Raw genomic sequence first — 18120 nt, 5'->3', positions numbered from 1 at the left:
AGTTGCAGCAGCTCGTCGTGGGTCATGGCAATTTTGGGTTGAGCAGGCGGGGTTCTCCCTTTTATAGCCGCGATTTGGGCGGGATGGGCAGATTACAAAGGTTGTTGTTAGAGAGCGGGTTTGGGCCTGCGGGCGAGTTCAGAACCCCGGTTTCTTGAAGAAACCGGGGTTCTTAGGCTGTTGGCATCCGTAGGGTGGATTAGGCGGTCACTAACCTCTATTACCAACCATGAACTTGTCGCCCTGCCATAACTCACCACCCACCCCTGGCGAGATGGAGGTTACGGCTAGGTTCAGATCCCCGAGTTTTTGAAAAACTCGGGGATCTTTGGGCAAAAACTCGGGGATCTTTGGGCGGGGCGGGGCATTACAACCTATCCGCTTCGGCTCACCCTCCCGCCGTCCGGTGGAGTTCTGTAGAATGACAAGGGTAGGAAGCAATACGTTTGGGGTTAGCTCTACAGATGGCCGCAGCGGTAACAATTAAAAACCTGAAGAAGTCTTACGGGACAGTGGCGGCAGTGCGCGATGTGTCGCTCACCATTGAGTCCGGCGAAATTTTTGGCCTGCTGGGGCCAAACGGGGCGGGCAAAACCACCACCATTCGCTGCCTCTGCACCCTGACCACCCCCGACAGCGGCACCTTAGAGGTAATGGGCATCTCGGTGGTCGATCAGCCTCGGCTGGTGCGCCAGTACCTGGGCTACATTGCTCAGGAGGTGGCCCTCGACAAGGTGCTGACCGGACGCGAGCTGCTTCAGCTCCAGGCCGACATTTACCACATGCCTAAAAGGGTGTCGGGCCGCCGCATCGATCAGATGATCGATCTGCTAGAACTGGGCGACTGGGCCGACAAAAAGACCGGCACCTACTCCGGCGGTCTTAGAAAGCGGCTAGATCTAGCTTTGGGGCTATTGCACCAGCCCGATCTGCTGGTGCTCGACGAACCCACGGTGGGGCTCGATATTGAAACCCGCGCAGCCGTGTGGACGTTTTTACGGCAGCTGCGGGCGGCGGGCACCACCATTCTGATTACCAGCCACTATTTAGAAGAAGTAGATGCCTTGGCCGACCGGGTAGCCATTATCGATCGCGGTCAGGTGATTGCAGCGGGCACCCCCAGCGACCTGAAGGACAAAATTGGGGGCGATCGCATCACCCTGCGCATCCGCGAATTTACCTCCGACGCTGAGGCCGAGCAGGCCCAAGCCATGTTGTCAGAGCTGCCCGTTGTGCGGGAAGTGATTGTCAATGCGGCCCAGGGCAATTCGTTGAACTTGGTGGTCGACCGTCAGCCCGATGTGCTGCTGACGGTACAGCAGGCGCTCAAAGCTGCCGACTTGCCTGTCTTTGGCATTGCCCAATCGCGGCCTAGCCTCGACGACGTGTATCTGGCGGCCACGGGGCGCACCCTCATGGATGCCGAATTGGCTGCTGTGGGGCAGCGCGACTTAAAAAAAGAAAAGAAACAGGCTATGAAGGGACGTTAGGATAACACTATGAGTACCACCATTCCCACCTCATCTGCGCTGCGAGAGGCTGCCCCCAGCCTCGAAAATGCCGAACTTAAAGCCTGGAAAACCGACGTATTAAAATCTCAGGGATTGGTTTCTGGGGCCTTTGTGCAAGAGACCCTGGCGATGACGCGGCGGCTGTTTATTCAGCTTCAGCGTCGCCCGACCACCCTGGTGGCGGGGGTCATTCAGCCGTTGATCTGGCTGGTGCTGTTTGGGGCGCTGTTTCAAAACGTACCCGCTGGCCTGTTTGGCGAAAGCCGCAACTACGGTCAGTTTTTGGGGGCAGGCATCATCGTGTTTACGGCCTTTGGCGGGGCGCTCAATGCCGGGCTGCCGGTAATGTTTGACCGCGAGTTTGGCTTTCTCAACCGCTTTTTAGTGGCCCCGCTGGCCTCGCGCTACTCCATTGTGGTGGCGTCGGCGCTGTTTATTGCCGCCCTCAGTCTGGTGCAAACAGCGGCCATTTTGGCCCTCAGTGCGGTACTTGGAGCCGGGTTGCCCACGGTGCCTGGGCTGTTGCTGGTGCTATTTATTGTGATGGCGCTGGTGTTAGGGGTCACTGCCTTGAGTTTGGGGTTGACCTTTGCTCTGCCCGGCCACATTGAGCTAATCGGGGTAATTTTTGTCACTAACCTACCCCTGTTGTTTTCGAGCACGGCGCTAGTGCCCTTAGACTTTATGCCTCAATGGCTACAGGTGGTGGCCAGCTTAAACCCGCTGACCTATGCGATCGAGCCAATTCGCTACGTGTACCTGCATCCGACCTGGAGTCTGGGCAGCACGGTGATGCAAACGCCCTTTGCGGCGGTGTCGCTGGGGGCCTGTCTGGCGGTGCTGGTGGCATTTTGCGGGCTGTCCCTGGGGCTGATTCAGCCGCTGCTGCGCCGCCGTATTGCCTAGATAGGGTGGCCGTTAGGTTACCTAGACCAGCTCTGCCACTGGTCTAAGCCGGTTCGGCAGTCTGGGAGTTAGCCGCTACAATAGCACCATCACCAGCCTGCTTGCTTCGATTGCACAGTGCGTTTTTCCAGTGATTTAGTTGTTTAGTTCTACGGTGTCTAGGAGTTTTCCTATGGCTGTTCTGCACCCCCTGTCTCGACCGATAGCTGCTGCGATCGCGGCGGTTGGTCTATTGTCATTAGCCCCGGCTGCCCTGGCCCAATCTGCCGCCGGCACCGACCCCACCCGTGCACCCCGAGTCAATGCCGCTGAAGGGTTTGGCACCACAGATACCAGCGGCGGCATCTTTGGCGATAATGCCAGTCCCTTTGATCTCATTCACCGGGTCACTCTGATGAATGGCACCAGCATGAGCGACTTTAGCCGCCAACACCGGGGCCGCATCAGCAACGAAGCTCAGAATTTCCAAACCCTGCGAGAACAAGCTCTGCGCCGCCAGGCTCAGCCCGAGGCGACTGAAACCACCCCTGAAACTGGGGCCGAGTAATCTTGGATGGGGTTGGCGGTTTTGCCGAGAGGAACTGGGGGTTAGCCAAGCAGGCTTGAGGATTAGGCCGCTCCACTGCCCCGTTCAAAACATCTCCCACCAGGCCGCTAACGCCTAGCCGATGCTGAAAACCCTTCAGCATCGGCTGTTTGTTACAGTTCGCAGGTGAACAGTCGACTGAGAAAATAATTCACCATCTTGGCCCCGTAGGGCGAATCCCACCAGATTACGGGGTAGCAGCCCACGGGGTCATTGAAGTCGTGCCGGGCCTGGTCAACGGTCTTCCACTGGTCGTTTCGTCGCCACCCCACCTGTTCGCCCAGCCGGTTGAGGGCGGCGGGGTCTTGGGCGATCGCGCTTTCTAGGGTGCCGCCCACCGCTTTATAGATTTGAAGCTGCACGCTAAAGCCAAAGCGCCCGCCAGTATAGGTAGTCCACAGGCGATCGATCACCCGCAGCACGCTACAGGGAAACAGCCGAATAGCTTCGGGGGTGAGGTCTTCGCGGTTGGGGGTGCCCGCCTGCTGCAAAATTACCCGCACCGTTTCTTCATCGGCCTCTTGCAGCTTGCCGGTTTTCAGCAACAGTTGCAGGGGCTGGTAGCGTTCTACGTCGGTAACCAAGGTTAGGGCGTCTTCGAGTCGGGCAATCCGCTCTACCAAGCCCTGCTGAAGAAACCCTTCTACCCTGGCCTCCAGTGCCTCTAAACGAGCAGCCAGTTCTGCCTGAGACCCTTCCCCGTCCATGCTGACTCCTTGTAGTGAATGTAAGCCGTAGTGAATGTAAGCCTGATCCCCTCGCTGCTGATGGGGCTTAGGGGGAGTCCTAACACGCTGATCGGCGCAACGGCATCTCTTGCCAACGCTATAGATTCTAGTACTGAGCCCATAGCGACGATCGCGCCAATGCCCTAGCCAGGCTGTTCTCCCTGAGAACGCAGGGGGGCGATCGCCTCGTCATCTTGAAATTCGGGGGGGCGATCGCTCAGCCTCTGGCTAGAAGTAGTTGGGGGTGGTGCCCCAGGGTCACCGGGCAACATTCGCTCGGCCAGGCCCTTTAAAACCACGTAGAGCACCGGCACCACCAGCAGGCTCAGCACGGTGGCCACCAGCAGGCCGCCAAACACCGTGTAGCCCACGGCCCAGCGGCTGGCGCTACCCGCCCCCGTGGCAATCAGCAGCGGAAAGAAGCCCACCAGGGAGGAGATCGCCGTCATGATAATCGGGCGAAATCGCTGTTCGGCGGCGGCAACGGCGGCGGGCACTAAGCCCAGCCCCTGGCTTCTGGCTTGGTTGGCAAACTCAACAATTAGAATGGCGTTCTTGCTGGCTAGGCCAATCAGCATCACCAGGCCCACCTGGGCATAAATATTCAGGTCGAGCCCCCGCAAGAACAGAAACACCAGCGCCCCCAGCACCGCCAGTGGTACCGTCAGCAAAATAATGATCGGGTCGACGTAGTTTTCGTACTGGGCGGCTAATACCAAAAACACCACCAGCACCCCCAGCCCAAAGATCACCACGGCCAAGCCGCCTGAGGTAATTTCTTCGCGGGCGGTACCTTGCCAAGCCTGCCCCACCACCGGTAAAGCCGCCTGGCTGTGGGCCTCAGTCATGGCGGTAATCAGTTGCCCTGAGCTGGCTCCCGGTGCGGGCATGCCCTCTAACTTGATCGATCGCAGCAGGTTGAAGTGGTTGATGGTTGAGGGGCCAACCACCTCGCTCAAGGTCACCACCTCGCCTAGGGGCACCATGACATTCTGGCGCGATCGCACGTAAATACTGTTGATATCTCTCGGCTCATTGCGAAAGGCCTGATCGGCCTGTACGTAGACCCGGTAGTTGCGACCGCCACTGGTGAAGTCGTTGACGTAGCGAGACCCCAGATAGGTGCCCACGGTGGTTAGCGCCTCGTTGATATCCACATCGAGAGCCTTGAGGCGATCGCGGTTGACCTCGACCTGCACCTGGGGCGAACTGGCCGTGAACTGGGTAAACACCCCCATCGACGCGGGCGACTGATTGGCCAACCCCATAATTTCGTAGGTGTTGCCCAAAAACTGGTCAATGCTCATCTGGTTGCCGCTGCGATCGAGCAGCTGCATCTCCAGGGCTCCCGTTGGGCTAAAGCCCGGTACTGGCGGGGCATTAAAGGCAATCACCAGCGCCTCTTGAATGCCTGAAAGAGCACCGTTTACCTGAGGCAACAGCCCCATAACCGTTGACTCAGCCGCCCGACGATCGGCCCAGGGGGCCAGGGTGGCAAAAAACACCCCCCGGTTGGGCGACGGCCCCTCAAAGCCAAAACCCGACAGCATAAACGTGCTCTCGATCTCAGGAAACTGATTGAGAATGACATCGGCCTGGGCCATCACCCCCTTGGTGTACTCCAGCGACACTCCGTCGGGGGCCTGCACAATTCCTAAAAAGTAGCCCTGGTCTTCTTCGGGCACAAAGCCCGTTGGCACCACCCGCAGCATGGCCACTAGCAACAGCAGCCCCACGGCAAACAGGGCCAGTACCCCGTAGCGCAGGCGAATTAGCACCCGCACCAGCCGACGATAGCGCTCAATGATCCACACTAACGTGGTGTTAAAGCGGTTAAAGAAACCGGCCAGGGGGCCACCCCGATTGCCGGGGGCGTTGGGCCGCAGCAGTAGCGCCGACATGGCGGGTGAAAAGGTCAGCGCATTAAAGGTAGAGACCAATACTGTAAAGGCGATGGTAAGGGCAAACTGCTGGTAGATACGGCCAGTGCTGCCCGGAAAAAACGCCACCGGGATAAACACCGCCATCAGCACCAGGGAGGTCGAAATCACCGCCCCCGATAGCTCCTGCATGGCATCTAGGGCGGCCAGACGAGGCCGCATCCCCTGGTCGATTTTGGCAGCGATGGCTTCGACAATTACAATTGCGTCGTCGACCACCAGTCCCGAGGCCAAAATGCAGCCAAATAGGGTGAGTGTATTGATCGAAAAGCCAAAGGCCAGCAAAAAGGCCATTGCCCCAATCAGCGCTACCGGAATCGCGATCGCAGGCACAATCGTCGATCGCCAATCTTGCAAAAACAAAAACAAGATCGCCAGCACCAAAAAGATCGCTAGCGCCAGGGTGCTCAGCACCTCCTGCAGCGACACCCGCACAAAGTCGGTGGTGTCAAACACCAGTTCTGCCCGGTAGCCCGGGGGAAAGCTGGCTTGCAGCTCGGTCATGCGATCGCGTACCGCCTGAGCCACTTCCAGGGCATTACTGCCCGGCAGCTGATACACCAGCAGGCCCGCCGCCAGCTTGCTCTGGGTTCTGGCATCAAAGCTGTAGTCCTCCGCGCCCAACTCCGCCCGCCCAATCTCCCGCAGACGCACCAGGTTGCCGCCTTCCCCCACCTTCACCACTAGGTTCTCAAACTCGCTCACCTCCTGCAGGCGACCGGGCAAACGCACCGTGTACTGGTAGGGCTGGCCGCTATTGGTGGGTGGCGCGCCAACCGAGCCACCACCGACCTGCACATTTTGCTCTTGCAGGGCTGCCACCACATCGCCAGGGGTCATTTGCTGACTGGCCAACGCCGTCGGGTCGAGCCACAGGCGCATGGCATAGCGCCCCGCCCCAAACACCTCAGCGTTGCCCACCCCATTGATCTGCTTCATCTCATCTAGAATGAACAGATCGGCGTAGTTGCTTAAAAAGAGAGCATCGTAGCGATCGTCATCGGTAAAAAACCGATACACCAACAGAATGCTGGGCGACTGAGCATTCACCGTCACCCCAAGCTGAGTCACCTCCGGCGGCAGTTGGGGTTCTGCCCGAGCCACCCGGTTTTGCACATCCACCTGGGCAATGTCTTTGTCACGCCCCGGCTGAAACACCACGTTGATGCTGCTCTGCCCCGTGTTGGTGCTGCTGGAGGTAATAAACTCCATGCCCTCCACCCCGTTAATTTCCCGCTCTAGCACCGTAGTGACGTTGCTTTCCACGGTTTCAGCGTCGGCCCCAATGTAGTTGGCCGACACTTGAATTTGCAGCGGGGCAATTTCTGGCAACTGCTCAATGGGCAGCAGCGGTATCGCCACTGCCCCCGCTAGCACAATTAGCACAGTACACACGGTGGTCAGCACCGGGCGACGAATAAACGTATCAGCAATGGAGAACAGCGCCATGGGCGTTATACCGAAGCTTGGGGGGTAAAGAATGCGATCAGCAGCCGATCAGCGATCAAGCGGTCAACAATCAGCAGTATGGATGGTCACCGGTAGAAACGCAGTTAAAAGCAAACGAGCAAGGCACTAAAGCGGCGAGGCCGATGTTTGGGCCTCGGGGGCAACGGGACTACCATCTTGCAGCTGAAGAATATTGGTGACAATCACCTCATCTCCCGGTCGCAGACCGTCAATCACCTGGTAGTTGCCCCCTTGAATCTCACCCAGCTGCACTGGCCGCTGGGACGCCACTCGCATCGTTTGGCCATTTTCCTGAGTTTGATCAGCGGCCACAAACACAAAGCTCTGCCCTGCAATGCGGGTCACGGCCACAGTCGGCACCAGCAGCGTGGCGGTAGTGCTCCAGATTAGCCGCGCCCGCACAAACTGCCCATCCCGCAAATTGCCCGTCTCGTTGGGAAAGCGAGCCTTGACTAAAATCGATTGTCCGGCCCCATCGACCTCCGGTGAGAGAAAGCTAATGCTCCCCGTGGCCAAGGGCTCTCCGGTTTCAGGGCTAAGTAGCTCTACCGGAATGCCCAATCTCAGCTGGCTCGCCCTGGTCGTCGGCACCTGAATGCGCAACAACAGCTCATTATTTTGGGTGATGGTGCCCAGGCTTTCGCCTGCCTCCACGTAGTCCCCTACCCGCAACGATACATCCCCCAGCACACCAGCTACTGGGGCAATCACTTGCGTAAAGCCCAGGTCGGCCTGACTGACATCGACCTGGGCGCGGGCCTGCTCAAAGGTTGAGAGGGCTTGCTGAAGCTGGGCCTGGGCTGAGCGCACATTGTCTTCGGCCTGGCGTTGGGCCGCCTGGGCAACCGTCAGCTGATTTTGGGCATTGTCGAGGTCTTGACGGCTCAGCGCCCCCGCCTCGACCAGCCGCTCAGTACGGCGATACTCTACCAAAGCCAGTTCTACGTCGGCCTGGGTGCGAGCCACCTGGGCCTGGGCCGCCTCCACCTGGGCTTGGGCGGCATCGCGGCCAAAACCAGCCGCCTGGGCCGCCGCCTGGGATGCAGACACCTGGGACTGGGTTTGGTCGGGGCTGAGCTGCACCACCGGTTGCCCTTGGCTAACGACACTGCCAGAGCTGATTAAAACTTGAGTTACCCGACCCGCTACCTCAGGCCGCAGCTCAATGCGCTGTGCCGCCTCTAGAGAGCCCACAAAATCAGAGCTTTCTTCAAAGGCACCGGGCTGGAGTTCTTGCACCCGCACAGGCACAGCTTGAGGTTCCATCGCCCCAGGGGCATCAGGTCGGCTACAGGCCGAAACCGCAAGTGCCAGGCTCAGGGCAAACCCTAACGCCTGGCAGGTTTGATAACTGTTGACGAATGGCATAGGGTAGCTAAACGTTGAGCGCATTAGGCAACGGTCGCCACTACCTATGGTAAGGCAGAGAACCGCAGAAACATGGGCCCTGAACCCCGACAGATGAGTCTAGGCAGGGCGTGAATATCGGGTAGCATAAACTATGGAGTATGCTCCACAGTCAAGGGGGTTGACAAATTTGGGGTGTCACCATGCTGATTGGCGAACTGGCTAAGCAAACTGGGTTGTCTAAAGACACAATTCGCTTTTACGAAAAAATGGGGCTGATTGCCGCCCGCGATCGCCAGGCTGGTTCACGCCGCTATAAAGAGTACGGTCACGAAACCGTTGAGCGCCTGACGCTAATTGTGCAGGGCAAAGGACTGGGGTTTACCCTGAGAGAAATTAAGCCTCTGCTCGACCAGTGGGAAGGCGGGGCCATGTCTCAACAGGACCAAATTAGAGTTATTGAAGGCAAGGTCCACGAAATCAACGAAAAAATGCGGCAGCTCAGCACGATCAAAACCTATCTCATCAATAAATTAGAGCTCCTCACCCAAGACCTAGAGGCGGCATCGTAACCCCTGTTGAGGTTGGCATTGCTGGATAGAGGGATGCATCAGAGCTGCAATGTCTGTCGTAAAGGTAAACGGCTGCTGGACTCTACCCAAATTTATGCACCCACTCAACAACACCTTCAGGTTTTCTCCGAGCCTACTCCTGCGCAGCCTCAGGCTCATCGTTGTCGGTGGTGCGTGACTGAAGCAGGGCCTCGCGGCTGATGCAAGTTTGGCGATCGTACTCAACCTCCAGCACAACCTGATACAGGGTGTTGGGTTCTAGGGTGCCACCCGCTTCATCGGCCTGTTGCACAATGCCCTGCAGCGCTTGCTCCGCCGCCTGGTTTAAGAAGGGATAACCGGTGCTCTTGAGCACCGCAGTCCAGAGCTTAAGGTCATCGTTGTCGTCGTTGGGTAAGCCCACTAGGCCAAGCAACCCATCGGTGGGTTCTGGAGACAGGCAGAGTCGACCGCTATAGGGCACCTGAAGCGTAATTGGTTCTGAGGCCTGAGCCACATCATTGCCCAACTTCTCTTGAACGGTGCGCAGCCAGGCCGCCTTAGCAATTTCGACCTCAGCGGCGCTGGTTTGAGTCTCGCTGTACTCCACTCGGGCCAGCAGTTCACTGGCTCGCTCGGCAGCAGGGGTTTCTGGATTGGCCGCAGCGGTTTCAGGCGATGATCCGATCGTGCCGCTGTCAGCACCATTGCCCTCGGGAGTGCTCAGATCGCTTGCTGTGCCGTTGCTACCGCCAGGAGGCGTAGCGGTAGGTGCAGAGGCCGTTGCATTGCCGTTGCCCGCCGCCGCAGGGTTCTGCGTTGGGCGAGGTAAGGTGCCGCCGCTGGAAATTGGGGGCAGAGTCGAACGGCGTGATGGCAGCACAATCGAGGATCGCCCCGACCCGATAAAAGGTGAAATACTCGACGGCAGAGAGCTAGACGGCAACCGGGGGGCAGGAATGGAGAGCGACGCCCCAAAGTCGGAGTCAGAATCTAGGGGCAAGCTGTTACCCGAGGGTGGAAACAAGCTAAAGAGATCGTCGTCGTCGCCACTGGGAAACAGAGAATAGGCAGGGGAGGAGAAATCGGGTAAGCGGCCCTGTTCGTCAGGACTTAGCTCAATCAGCGGCACCTGGCGCTCTTCTGCGTTAGGTTCGTTTTCCCCCAGGCCTGCCACATTCAGGCTTGAGAACGAAGGCCCCGCCGCGAACAAAACCACGTGAAAACCGATCGACAAGCCAGCCGCTATCCACTGGGGCTGGCGTACAGTTTTGAGTAATTGGTTAAGCCTGGGTGCGGTCGGTGGGTTCATGCCTTACTGCGCTGCCTACGGTCGGTGTGGTGTATTGACTAGCCCCTGGGGGCCAAGGTTCCTCACTGTCTCTAGGGTAACGGATTTGCCCCCGACCTTATGACCATGAGGGAAAAGTAGGGCAGATCTAGATGGGGGTAGGGGGTAAGGGGGCGATAGATCCGCTGGCTAGGTTGGGTGGCGTTGACAACAACCCAGCTTTGGTCGAGCAACTGCCGTTGTTCTAGCCGCTGCCACACCTGATCGTATACAGAACCCACCTTGAGTAGCACCACCACGTCAGCCCAGGCCAGAGCACCATCGAGGTCGGCCAGGGTGTAGAGGGCCGGGAGCACCACCAGCTTGTCAGACTGAACCGTGAGGGGTAAACCCAGGGCACTGACCGCCGCCATCGGCGAACAAATGCCGGGAACTCGCTCAATGGTGACCTCGGGGTGGCGGCGTTCTAGATTTAAGGCTAGGTAGTTAAAGGTTCCGTAGAAACTGAGATCGCCCTCGCAGGCAAACACCACGCTTTGCCCCTGGCTCAGGCACTGCCAAACGCGATCGCCCGCCTGCTGCCAAGCCTGGGAGAGCTGGTCTTGATCGAGCACATAGGGAAAGGCCAAGGGTAATTGCTGCTGCTGCTCCAGATGCGGCGCAATAATTCGCTGGGCCAACCCCGGCTGCCCATGACGCCCTTGGGGAAAGGCCACCACATCGGCTTTTTGTAAGCACTTAAGCGCTTTAAGGGTGAGTAAATCGGGGTCGCCGGGGCCGACGCCAATGCCAGTGAGAATGCCCAAGCGGGAGGAGTGAGCGGAGGTAGACGCCATACCGATGGATGAAACAGGGGAATAATCGATTAGATATCTGCTGCCGAGGCCGACTCATCTGTGGAGCGATCTGGGTTGGATGCCTCAGCAGCTGGAGGCACTTCAAGCGCTGTCGCGGACCCGTTAGGCGGATCGGGCAGATCGGGCAATACTGCTGCGGCGGTCTGCTCAGGCAAAGGGCCTTTTGGTGCGGGGGGCACTGCCTCGACTACGGGCACTGTCTCTAGGCTCAGACGGGTAGGCTGAATGCCGCCCGCTAGCTGTTTGAGCAGCTTAGGTTTAGAGTCGTGCCACAGGTAGATGATGCGATCGCCCACTTCCCACGCTTCTTGCCCCAGCGCCACTCGCAGGGCATCATCGCGCTCCACCAAGAGAGGCACCATCCCTCCATTACGCATCAGGGTCGCCAAGTGCTCCCGTTGCCGGTCGGTGCCCTCGGGTCGCAGCCGAGTTTCGCCCAGGCGCACCTCGCCGTCGGTCAGGTAAGCATTCCACTGCTTGAGAGAAAGGCGAGGCGTTTGTGCCCCCTTCAGCTGGCCTTTGTTGGGCAGGTCGCCTAGGCTTTTATCTTGGGGCAATACTGCAATCACCCGAGCAGGCTGAAACTCTTCTAAAGCCCGCTGGGAGACGACAGCATTGACCTCGCCGTTTTTAGTGATGGCTAAAAAGGTACCGGCCTTTTCGAGGCCCGCTTTTTCGAGGGCATCGCGATCGAGAGCACTACTAATCAACAACTCAATGCCTTCTTTCTCGGCGGCTTCGCAGGCACTTTCGTTCGTGTCAATCATCACCACGGGGTCGCCATACTCTTTCAGCAGGCGAGCGATCAACAAGCTCAGGGGACTACACCCCACAATTACTGCGCCTACCGCGTCGCCCTTGGTAATCCGCAGCCAACCGGCTACAAACCGCGCCGTTAGCCCCTGCACTAGCACCGTCATAATAATGGTCAAAAACACTAGGGCCTTGATCGCCTCTCCGCCGCTGATGCCGCGATCGGTGAGCAAAATGGCAAACAGTGAGGCCACCGAGGCCGACACAATGCCGCGTGGAGCCACCCAACCCAAAAATAACTTCTGTCGCCAATTCAGGTCGCTAGAGCGAGTGCAAAGCCAAATGTTGATCGGGCGCACCACCACCATCAGCACCAAAACGGTCAGCACTGCGCCTTTACCCAGGGCAAACACACTGGCAATAGACAGATCTGCCGCCAATAAAATAAACAGCACCGACACGGCCAGCACCGTGAGCTGCCCTTTAAATCGGCGCAAGAGTCGCTCGTCGGGCACCGACAACCAGCGCACCATCATGCCCGCCACCACCGTGGCCATCAGCCCCGACTCGCTGCGAATACTCTGGGCTAAACCAAACAACCCCCACAACCCCGCCAGCACCACTAAGTTGCGCAGGTCTTCTCCTAAAAAATTGGCCTGCTTGAGCAAAAGACCAATTAGCCCGCCGCCTACCATCCCAATTAGGGTGCCGATGCCGAGCCGCAAAATCAGCCCGCCTACTACCGTAGTGGGGTCGGCATCGCCATTGAGAATAATGTCGAGCACCACCACCGCTAAAATTGCCCCCACCGGGTCAATCAGCACCCCTTCGCCCTCTAGCAGGGTGGCCACCTTGCGGTCTACCTCCACCTGGCGCAGCAGCGGGCCAATAACCGTGGGGCCGGTGACGACGACTAGCGAAGCGTAGAGAAACGCCAGCGACCAGGGAAACTCCCCGAGCCAGTGGGCCGCCATCCCGCCGCCAATCAACGTTACAAAAATGCCCACAGTGACCAGATTGCGCAGGCTATTAGAAACCTGACCCAGCTCACTCAGCTCTAGGCTCAGCCCCCCTTCAAACAGAATCAGGGCCACACTGAGCGCGACAATCACCTCTAGGCCCACCCCCAAATCTTGGGGATGAAGCAGCCCAATGCCGTCTGGCCCAAGCGCAATGCCAAACAGCAGCAAAAAAATGATGCTCGGGACCCGAGCTACTTCCCCAATGACCTGTGCAGTGACTCCGGCCAACACCGTGAGCACAATCTGAAGGGTGAGGGCAAAGGAAGTATCCATAGGCCTATAGGGTAACACCCCTACTGTGGCAAACCAGCAAGAAGAGCGCTAGAACGACGGTGCCTGCTCAAGGCCGGAGCAGTAGGTAGTACAGACGCCCAGGGGTATTGATCCGCCCAGCCATCTCCCCGGCCTGTGCCCCCGAGCCAACGAATAGGTCAACGCGCCCAGGGCCAATAATGGCCCCGCCGGTATCTTGGTCGAGCACTAATCGAGTGGTGGGCTGCTCTTCCCAGTCACCGTCTGGAGTCTGCTGGGGCAGAGGAACTTGAATGACGGCGATCGCCCCGGGTGGCAGCACCGACTTATCGGTGGCAATCGAATAGCCAGCAGTCACAGGCACGCTGAGGCTGCCGGTCGGTGGCCCCTCGCCCCCTTCCCGAAAGAAGATAAAGCGCTCGTTTTGGGGCAGGTAGCGATCGAGGGCTTCGGGATGGGCCTCAAAGTAGGCCAGCAGGTTGGGCAGCGATAAGTTATCAGGGTCAATCTTACCGTCGTTGACCAGGGCACGGCCAATGCTGGTGTAGGGGTACTCAGTGCGACCTGCATAACCCACTGACATCACCCGGCCATCGGTGAGCTGGAGCTTCGCCGACCCCTGCACCTGCACCAAAAAGGCTTCAAGCCGACTGGCCAACCACACCAACTCCAACCCCGCTAGGGGGCCATTACTGCTGGCCAACCCATCTACTCCCTCTAGGTCTAGCCGGGTGGGGTGAGGCAAGGGCCAATTATCTAGGGTTGGGGGGCGGCGGTACAGGGGATAGCGGTACTCGGCGGTGGGTACCGCACTGGCGCGGTACTGCGGCTCAAAGTAGCCGGTGTAGGCTACGGTGCCCTCACCGTCAGCCCCAATAGATTCGTAGACCACAAATTCTCGCCGCAGGGCCGCCTGGAAGGCCGCAGGGCTGGGGCTGATGACGACTAACTGGCGCAGGCGTTGCAGACTGCGGTAGACGCGATCGCGCGTCACCCCCGGCACCGGATAGGCCTGATAGTCAGCGGCGGCCTTGGGCGTGGCTAGGTAGGTGAGGCTGTGGTTAATCGCCTGAATCAGCGCCTGGCGATCGCTGGGCAGAGTCAATTCAGGCCAGAGCAACGCGGCGGCCTCAGCGGGCAGGGGCCGCAGGGGCCGCCGCGTTGCCGCCTCGGCCTCGGGCTGCTGCGCCACCTGGGGCCGAGGCCGAACATCTGCCTGAGCTACCGCCAGCGAGGGCACCTCGACAGCGGCCAGGAGAGAGGCGATCGCCCCCAACCCTGCCGCTAGCCACCGAGAATATGCACTAAACCTCACCCGATTGCCCATTAAAACCGTTCAACACTAGAACTAAACACCGGCTCAACCCGAATCGCACTGATGCGAGAGGGGCGAATCACCATGTATTCGCCAGGGTTTACCTTGGGCAGAGGCACCGTAATAAATTCATCCGAAGTAGCCTTGGGCATGAGTTCGCCGCTGTACCACTTTTGAAAATCTTGAATGGAAGAAAAGCGCACCTCTTCGTGGTGGCCGCCATCAAACAGCATGTGAATGATGTACTCACTGGGCGTTCTTGGCATAGGAGATTGCGATCCTTCAGTTCACCGCCCCTATTATGGGCTGTTTGGCTCTCAAAACTACCATTTCACCCCGGAGATTTTTTGCCCTGCTTGAGCAACACCGCCAGGCATTTAAACCCCTTAGGGAATGGGGGTAGTGTCGAGCAGGTGTGCCACAAGCTGTGGGGAACGGTGGTGTCCGGCGGGGATAAGCCGGTGGGCCAACACGTGGGGAGCTAGCTGTTTCACATCGTCCGGGGTCGCATAGCTACGCCCCTCCAGATAGGCCAGGGCCTGAGTGGCTCGATAAAACGCCACTGAGCCACGCGGGCTCACCCCAAGGGTAATATCGCTGTGACTGCGGGTCGCCCGCACCAGATCGAGAATGTAGCGCTGGAGCGAATCTTCTATGGCCACCTGGGCGCAGGCTTGCCGTAGGGCCATCACCTCGTCGAGGGTAATGCAGGGCTGAATATCGTAGGGCGTTGTCGCGCCCCCCAGCCGCTGGAGCATGCTCATCTCTTCGTTTTCTGTGGGGTAGCCGAGACTAAAGGAGAGCGCGAACCGATCCATCTGGGCTTCAGGCAGTGGAAAGGTGCCCTGGTACTCCACCGGGTTTTGGGTGGCAATCACAAAAAATGGGGCCGGAACCGGTCGCGATCGCCCATCCAGCGTCACCTGGTGCTCTTCCATCACCTCCAGCAGCGCCGACTGGGTGCGGGGGGTGGCCCGGTTAATTTCGTCGGCTAGCAGAATATTGGCAAACACTGGCCCCGGCAAAAATTGAAATTCGCCACTGCTGGGGTTCCAGATATTCGTGCCAGTGACATCGGTGGGCAGCAGGTCAGGAGTGCACTGAATCCGCTGGAATTTGCCGTCAATGCAGCGGGCCAGCGATTTGGCCAACAGCGTTTTACCCACCCCAGGCACATCTTCAAGCAGGGCATGACCGCCCGAAAGCAGTGCCACCAGCACCAGTCGAATCGAATCTGATTTACCGACGATGGTTTTGTCTAAATTCTGAACTAGCGTTTCAATCCGCTCTCGCATGCCAAGCTTCCCTGCTATACCCAGTCCAGTCCAGGGCGGTCGATCCGTGCGGATGATTGCCCCTGGCAACCGGCCACGACTGAACTTAGGTGTGATGTCTCTAGGGTTATGATGCCCCGATCGCGCCTAAATTGCCTACCGGCGCTCGCGCTAGTTCGCCCAGGGCCTGCTGACCGTCGCGGTGAATTTGGGCCTTGAGGTCGTCGAGAGAACCAAACTTTTGCTCGGGCCGCAGGAAACTATGGAGATAGACCTCTAGGGTTTTGCCGTAGAGGTCACCCTGCCAGTTGAGCAGATGCACCTCAGCGGTCAGGGCCACCCCGCTGACCGTGGGCCGAGTGCCCAGGTTCATTACCCCAGGCACCCGTGGGTATGGGGTATGGGTGACCCCGTGAACCCATACGCTGTACACCCCGGAGGGGGGCAAAAACTTGTCTGCGGGCAGGTGCAGGTTGGCGGTAGGAAAGCCAATGGTGCGCCCCAGTTGTTGCCCCCGCACAACTCGGCCCGTGAGACTGTAAGGTCTGCCTAACAGGGCTTTGACTGTTTCTAAATCAGTGTCTTCTAGGGCTTGGCGAATGCGAGAACTGCTAATGCGTTCGGTGCCTAGACAGCTCAAGGGAGTAATGTGCACCTGCACCCCATGGCGGGCTGCTAAGGTTTTGAGGTCGTCCACGGTGCCCTGTCGCCGCTTGCCAAAGCAAAAGTCTTTGCCCACGCTGATATGCTGCACCTGCAGCCGCTGCACAAGCAACAACTCAACAAACTCTTCGGCAGAGCAGTTAGCCAGGTGCTGGTCAAAGGGCAGCAGCACCAGTTGCTCAATGCCCAGCCGGGCAATTTGGGCCGCCTTCTCCGGTAGCGGCGTCAGCAGCGCCCGCGATTTCCCAGAAAAAAATTCCTGGGGATGGGGAAAAAAGGTCATCACCGTAGGGATGGGAGTGGCCTTCCGATCGCTGGTGCGCGCCCCAACTGGAGCCGCGTTAGGGCCATTTCTCTGGCGATCGCTAAATCCTTGCAAAGCCGCCTCTCTCGCAGACACCTCTAGCTGAGGCCCGGCATTGCCCTCTTGGGGAGGTGCTGGCACCACCGGGCTAATCACCGCCCGATGCCCTAAATGCACACCATCAAAATTGCCCAGGGCGATCGCCGTTGGGGTAATAGCAGTTGTAAGCGAAGACGTGATCCACACGCTTTACATTTTTACACAGACTTTCCCAGCCCGAATGCCTGGGGGAGAATCTTGCCCGGTTTAAGCGTCAGGTGAGCGGGTTTTTAGGCCAGCTTATACCCCGGCACAGAGATTTCTAGGCACCCATCATCGGTGAGGACAGCGGAGCTGAGGCCGAGGTAGTTAGATCGATGACCATACCCTCCTTGGCGACCACTGCGCCTGGGAAAGCGGCCTTAGTCTGCACCGCGACTTGATCCATAAAGTCGTCATCGTGGGCAGGGTCGTGGTGAAAAATGACCAGGGTCTTTACCCCAGCCGCCTTGGCTACCTTAACCGCCTCTTGCCAGGTAGAGTGCCCCCAGCTGACCTTGCTCGATTTGGGATCGTGGTACTCGTCATCGGTGTAGGTGGAGTCGTAGATCATGACATCGGCATTGCGGGCCAGCCAGACCACGTTTTCGTCGAGGCGATCGGGATAGTGCTCGGTGTCAGAAATATAGGCGGCCACATAGTTTTGCCAGGTGACTCGGTAGCCTACCGCTTCGCCGGGATGGTTGAGCAGGGCATTCTCAATGGTGATGTCGCCTATGTGCAGGGTTTCGCCCACCTCAATGTCGCAAAACTTGAGGTCAGCCCCCATCACCTGCAAGGGCACCGGAAAGTTGGGGTGCAGCATTTGGTCGTTGAGGCGCTGCTCAATGGTCGAGCCATTGGGTGCGATCGCCCCATAGATATTGAAGCGATTGCCTCGCATAAAGGCGGGCACAAAGAATGGGAACCCCTGAATATGGTCCCAGTGGGAGTGGGTAAAGAAGAGATTGGCCTCAATCGGGCCTTCCGTTAAAAGGGTTAGCCCCAGTTCTCGAAGGCCGGTGCCGCCGTCAAAAATCAACCGATGCCCACCGACCAGCATTTCTACGCAGGACGTATTGCCGCCGTAGCGGACCGTGGTCGGCCCAGGGCAGGCAATGCTGCCCCGCACGCCCCAAAACCGAACTAAAAACTGCTGGTTTGGCTCAGCCATGAATCTCTCAGAAGGTGAAAAGCATGGAATGATGAGGCTCAAGATGATTGATGCGCCGTAGGAGAGAGCACTAAACCTGAGATTCCTCAATAGTAATG

Annotated in this window: 15 protein-coding genes; 4 read left to right on the top strand and 11 right to left on the bottom strand. The window is 58.6% G+C overall.

Annotation, left to right across the window (positions count from 1 at the left end; genetic code table 11):
- The first annotated feature begins 464 nt into the window (after positions 1–464).
- The 3 genes from RRF56_RS17635 to RRF56_RS17625 all read left to right on the top strand — a co-directional run bounded on the left by RRF56_RS17635 (position 465) and on the right by RRF56_RS17625 (position 2964).
- Entirely contained in the window at positions 465–1490 is a 1026-nt protein-coding gene (locus tag RRF56_RS17635; protein WP_317034469.1) for an ABC transporter ATP-binding protein, read from the top strand.
- Between the two features lie 9 nt (positions 1491–1499).
- Entirely contained in the window at positions 1500–2417 is a 918-nt protein-coding gene (locus RRF56_RS17630; protein WP_317034468.1) for an ABC transporter permease, read from the top strand.
- Positions 2418–2589: 172 nt separating this feature from the next.
- Positions 2590–2964 (top strand): hypothetical protein, encoded by a 375-nt coding sequence (locus RRF56_RS17625; RefSeq protein WP_317034467.1) that lies wholly within the window; start codon positions 2590–2592, stop codon positions 2962–2964.
- 152 nt (positions 2965–3116) lie between these two features.
- Here the strand turns inward: RRF56_RS17625 and RRF56_RS17620 are convergent, their stop codons facing one another.
- The 3 genes from RRF56_RS17620 to RRF56_RS17610 form a co-directional block, all read right to left on the bottom strand.
- Complete coding sequence (locus tag RRF56_RS17620; RefSeq protein ID WP_317034466.1) at positions 3117–3710, bottom strand: GUN4 domain-containing protein; 594 nt, start codon at positions 3708–3710, stop codon at positions 3117–3119.
- Positions 3711–3874: 164 nt separating this feature from the next.
- Positions 3875–7120, bottom strand: a complete 3246-nt coding sequence (locus RRF56_RS17615) for an efflux RND transporter permease subunit (protein ID WP_317034465.1) — start codon at positions 7118–7120, stop codon at positions 3875–3877.
- Positions 7121–7246: 126 nt separating this feature from the next.
- Positions 7247–8509, bottom strand: coding sequence for an efflux RND transporter periplasmic adaptor subunit (locus RRF56_RS17610; RefSeq protein ID WP_317034464.1), 1263 nt, complete (start codon positions 8507–8509; stop codon positions 7247–7249).
- A gap of 182 nt (positions 8510–8691) precedes the next feature.
- On the opposite strand from RRF56_RS17610, the gene RRF56_RS17605 reads away from it, so the two are divergent.
- Complete coding sequence (locus RRF56_RS17605; RefSeq protein WP_317034463.1) at positions 8692–9060, top strand: MerR family transcriptional regulator; 369 nt, start codon at positions 8692–8694, stop codon at positions 9058–9060.
- Between the two features lie 133 nt (positions 9061–9193).
- On the opposite strand, the gene RRF56_RS17600 is transcribed toward RRF56_RS17605, so the two are convergent.
- From RRF56_RS17600 to RRF56_RS17565, 8 genes are all read right to left on the bottom strand, one after another.
- The gene (locus tag RRF56_RS17600; RefSeq protein ID WP_317034462.1) at positions 9194–10351 is read right to left on the bottom strand and encodes a hypothetical protein; all 1158 of its coding nucleotides are present in this window, start codon (positions 10349–10351) and stop codon (positions 9194–9196) included.
- A gap of 71 nt (positions 10352–10422) precedes the next feature.
- Positions 10423–11166, bottom strand: a complete 744-nt coding sequence (locus RRF56_RS17595) for a precorrin-2 C(20)-methyltransferase (RefSeq protein ID WP_317034461.1) — start codon at positions 11164–11166, stop codon at positions 10423–10425.
- Between the two features lie 29 nt (positions 11167–11195).
- Positions 11196–13235: a cation:proton antiporter gene (locus RRF56_RS17590; protein WP_317034460.1), complete on the bottom strand. Its 2040-nt coding sequence runs from the start codon at positions 13233–13235 to the stop codon at positions 11196–11198.
- 67 nt (positions 13236–13302) lie between these two features.
- On the bottom strand, positions 13303–14529 hold the full coding sequence (locus tag RRF56_RS17585) for a murein transglycosylase A (RefSeq protein WP_317034459.1): 1227 nt from the start codon (positions 14527–14529) through the stop codon (positions 13303–13305).
- 11 nt (positions 14530–14540) lie between these two features.
- Positions 14541–14795: a hypothetical protein gene (locus tag RRF56_RS17580; RefSeq protein WP_317034458.1), complete on the bottom strand. Its 255-nt coding sequence runs from the start codon at positions 14793–14795 to the stop codon at positions 14541–14543.
- 120 nt (positions 14796–14915) lie between these two features.
- A complete protein-coding gene (locus RRF56_RS17575; RefSeq protein ID WP_317034457.1) occupies positions 14916–15824 on the bottom strand; it encodes a MoxR family ATPase in 909 nt (302 codons plus the stop codon).
- Positions 15825–15930: 106 nt separating this feature from the next.
- On the bottom strand, positions 15931–17016 hold the full coding sequence (locus RRF56_RS17570) for a bifunctional riboflavin kinase/FAD synthetase (RefSeq protein ID WP_317034456.1): 1086 nt from the start codon (positions 17014–17016) through the stop codon (positions 15931–15933).
- Positions 17017–17131: 115 nt separating this feature from the next.
- Complete coding sequence (locus RRF56_RS17565; RefSeq protein ID WP_317034455.1) at positions 17132–18022, bottom strand: MBL fold metallo-hydrolase; 891 nt, start codon at positions 18020–18022, stop codon at positions 17132–17134.
- Positions 18023–18120 lie beyond the last annotated feature (98 nt).

The sequence above is a fragment of the Nodosilinea sp. E11 genome (assembly GCF_032813545.1).
In the GTDB taxonomy this organism is placed as follows: domain Bacteria; phylum Cyanobacteriota; class Cyanobacteriia; order Phormidesmidales; family Phormidesmidaceae; genus Nodosilinea.
Note: the sequence above shows the minus strand (reverse complement) of the source record. Positions and strands in the feature narration are given on the sequence as shown.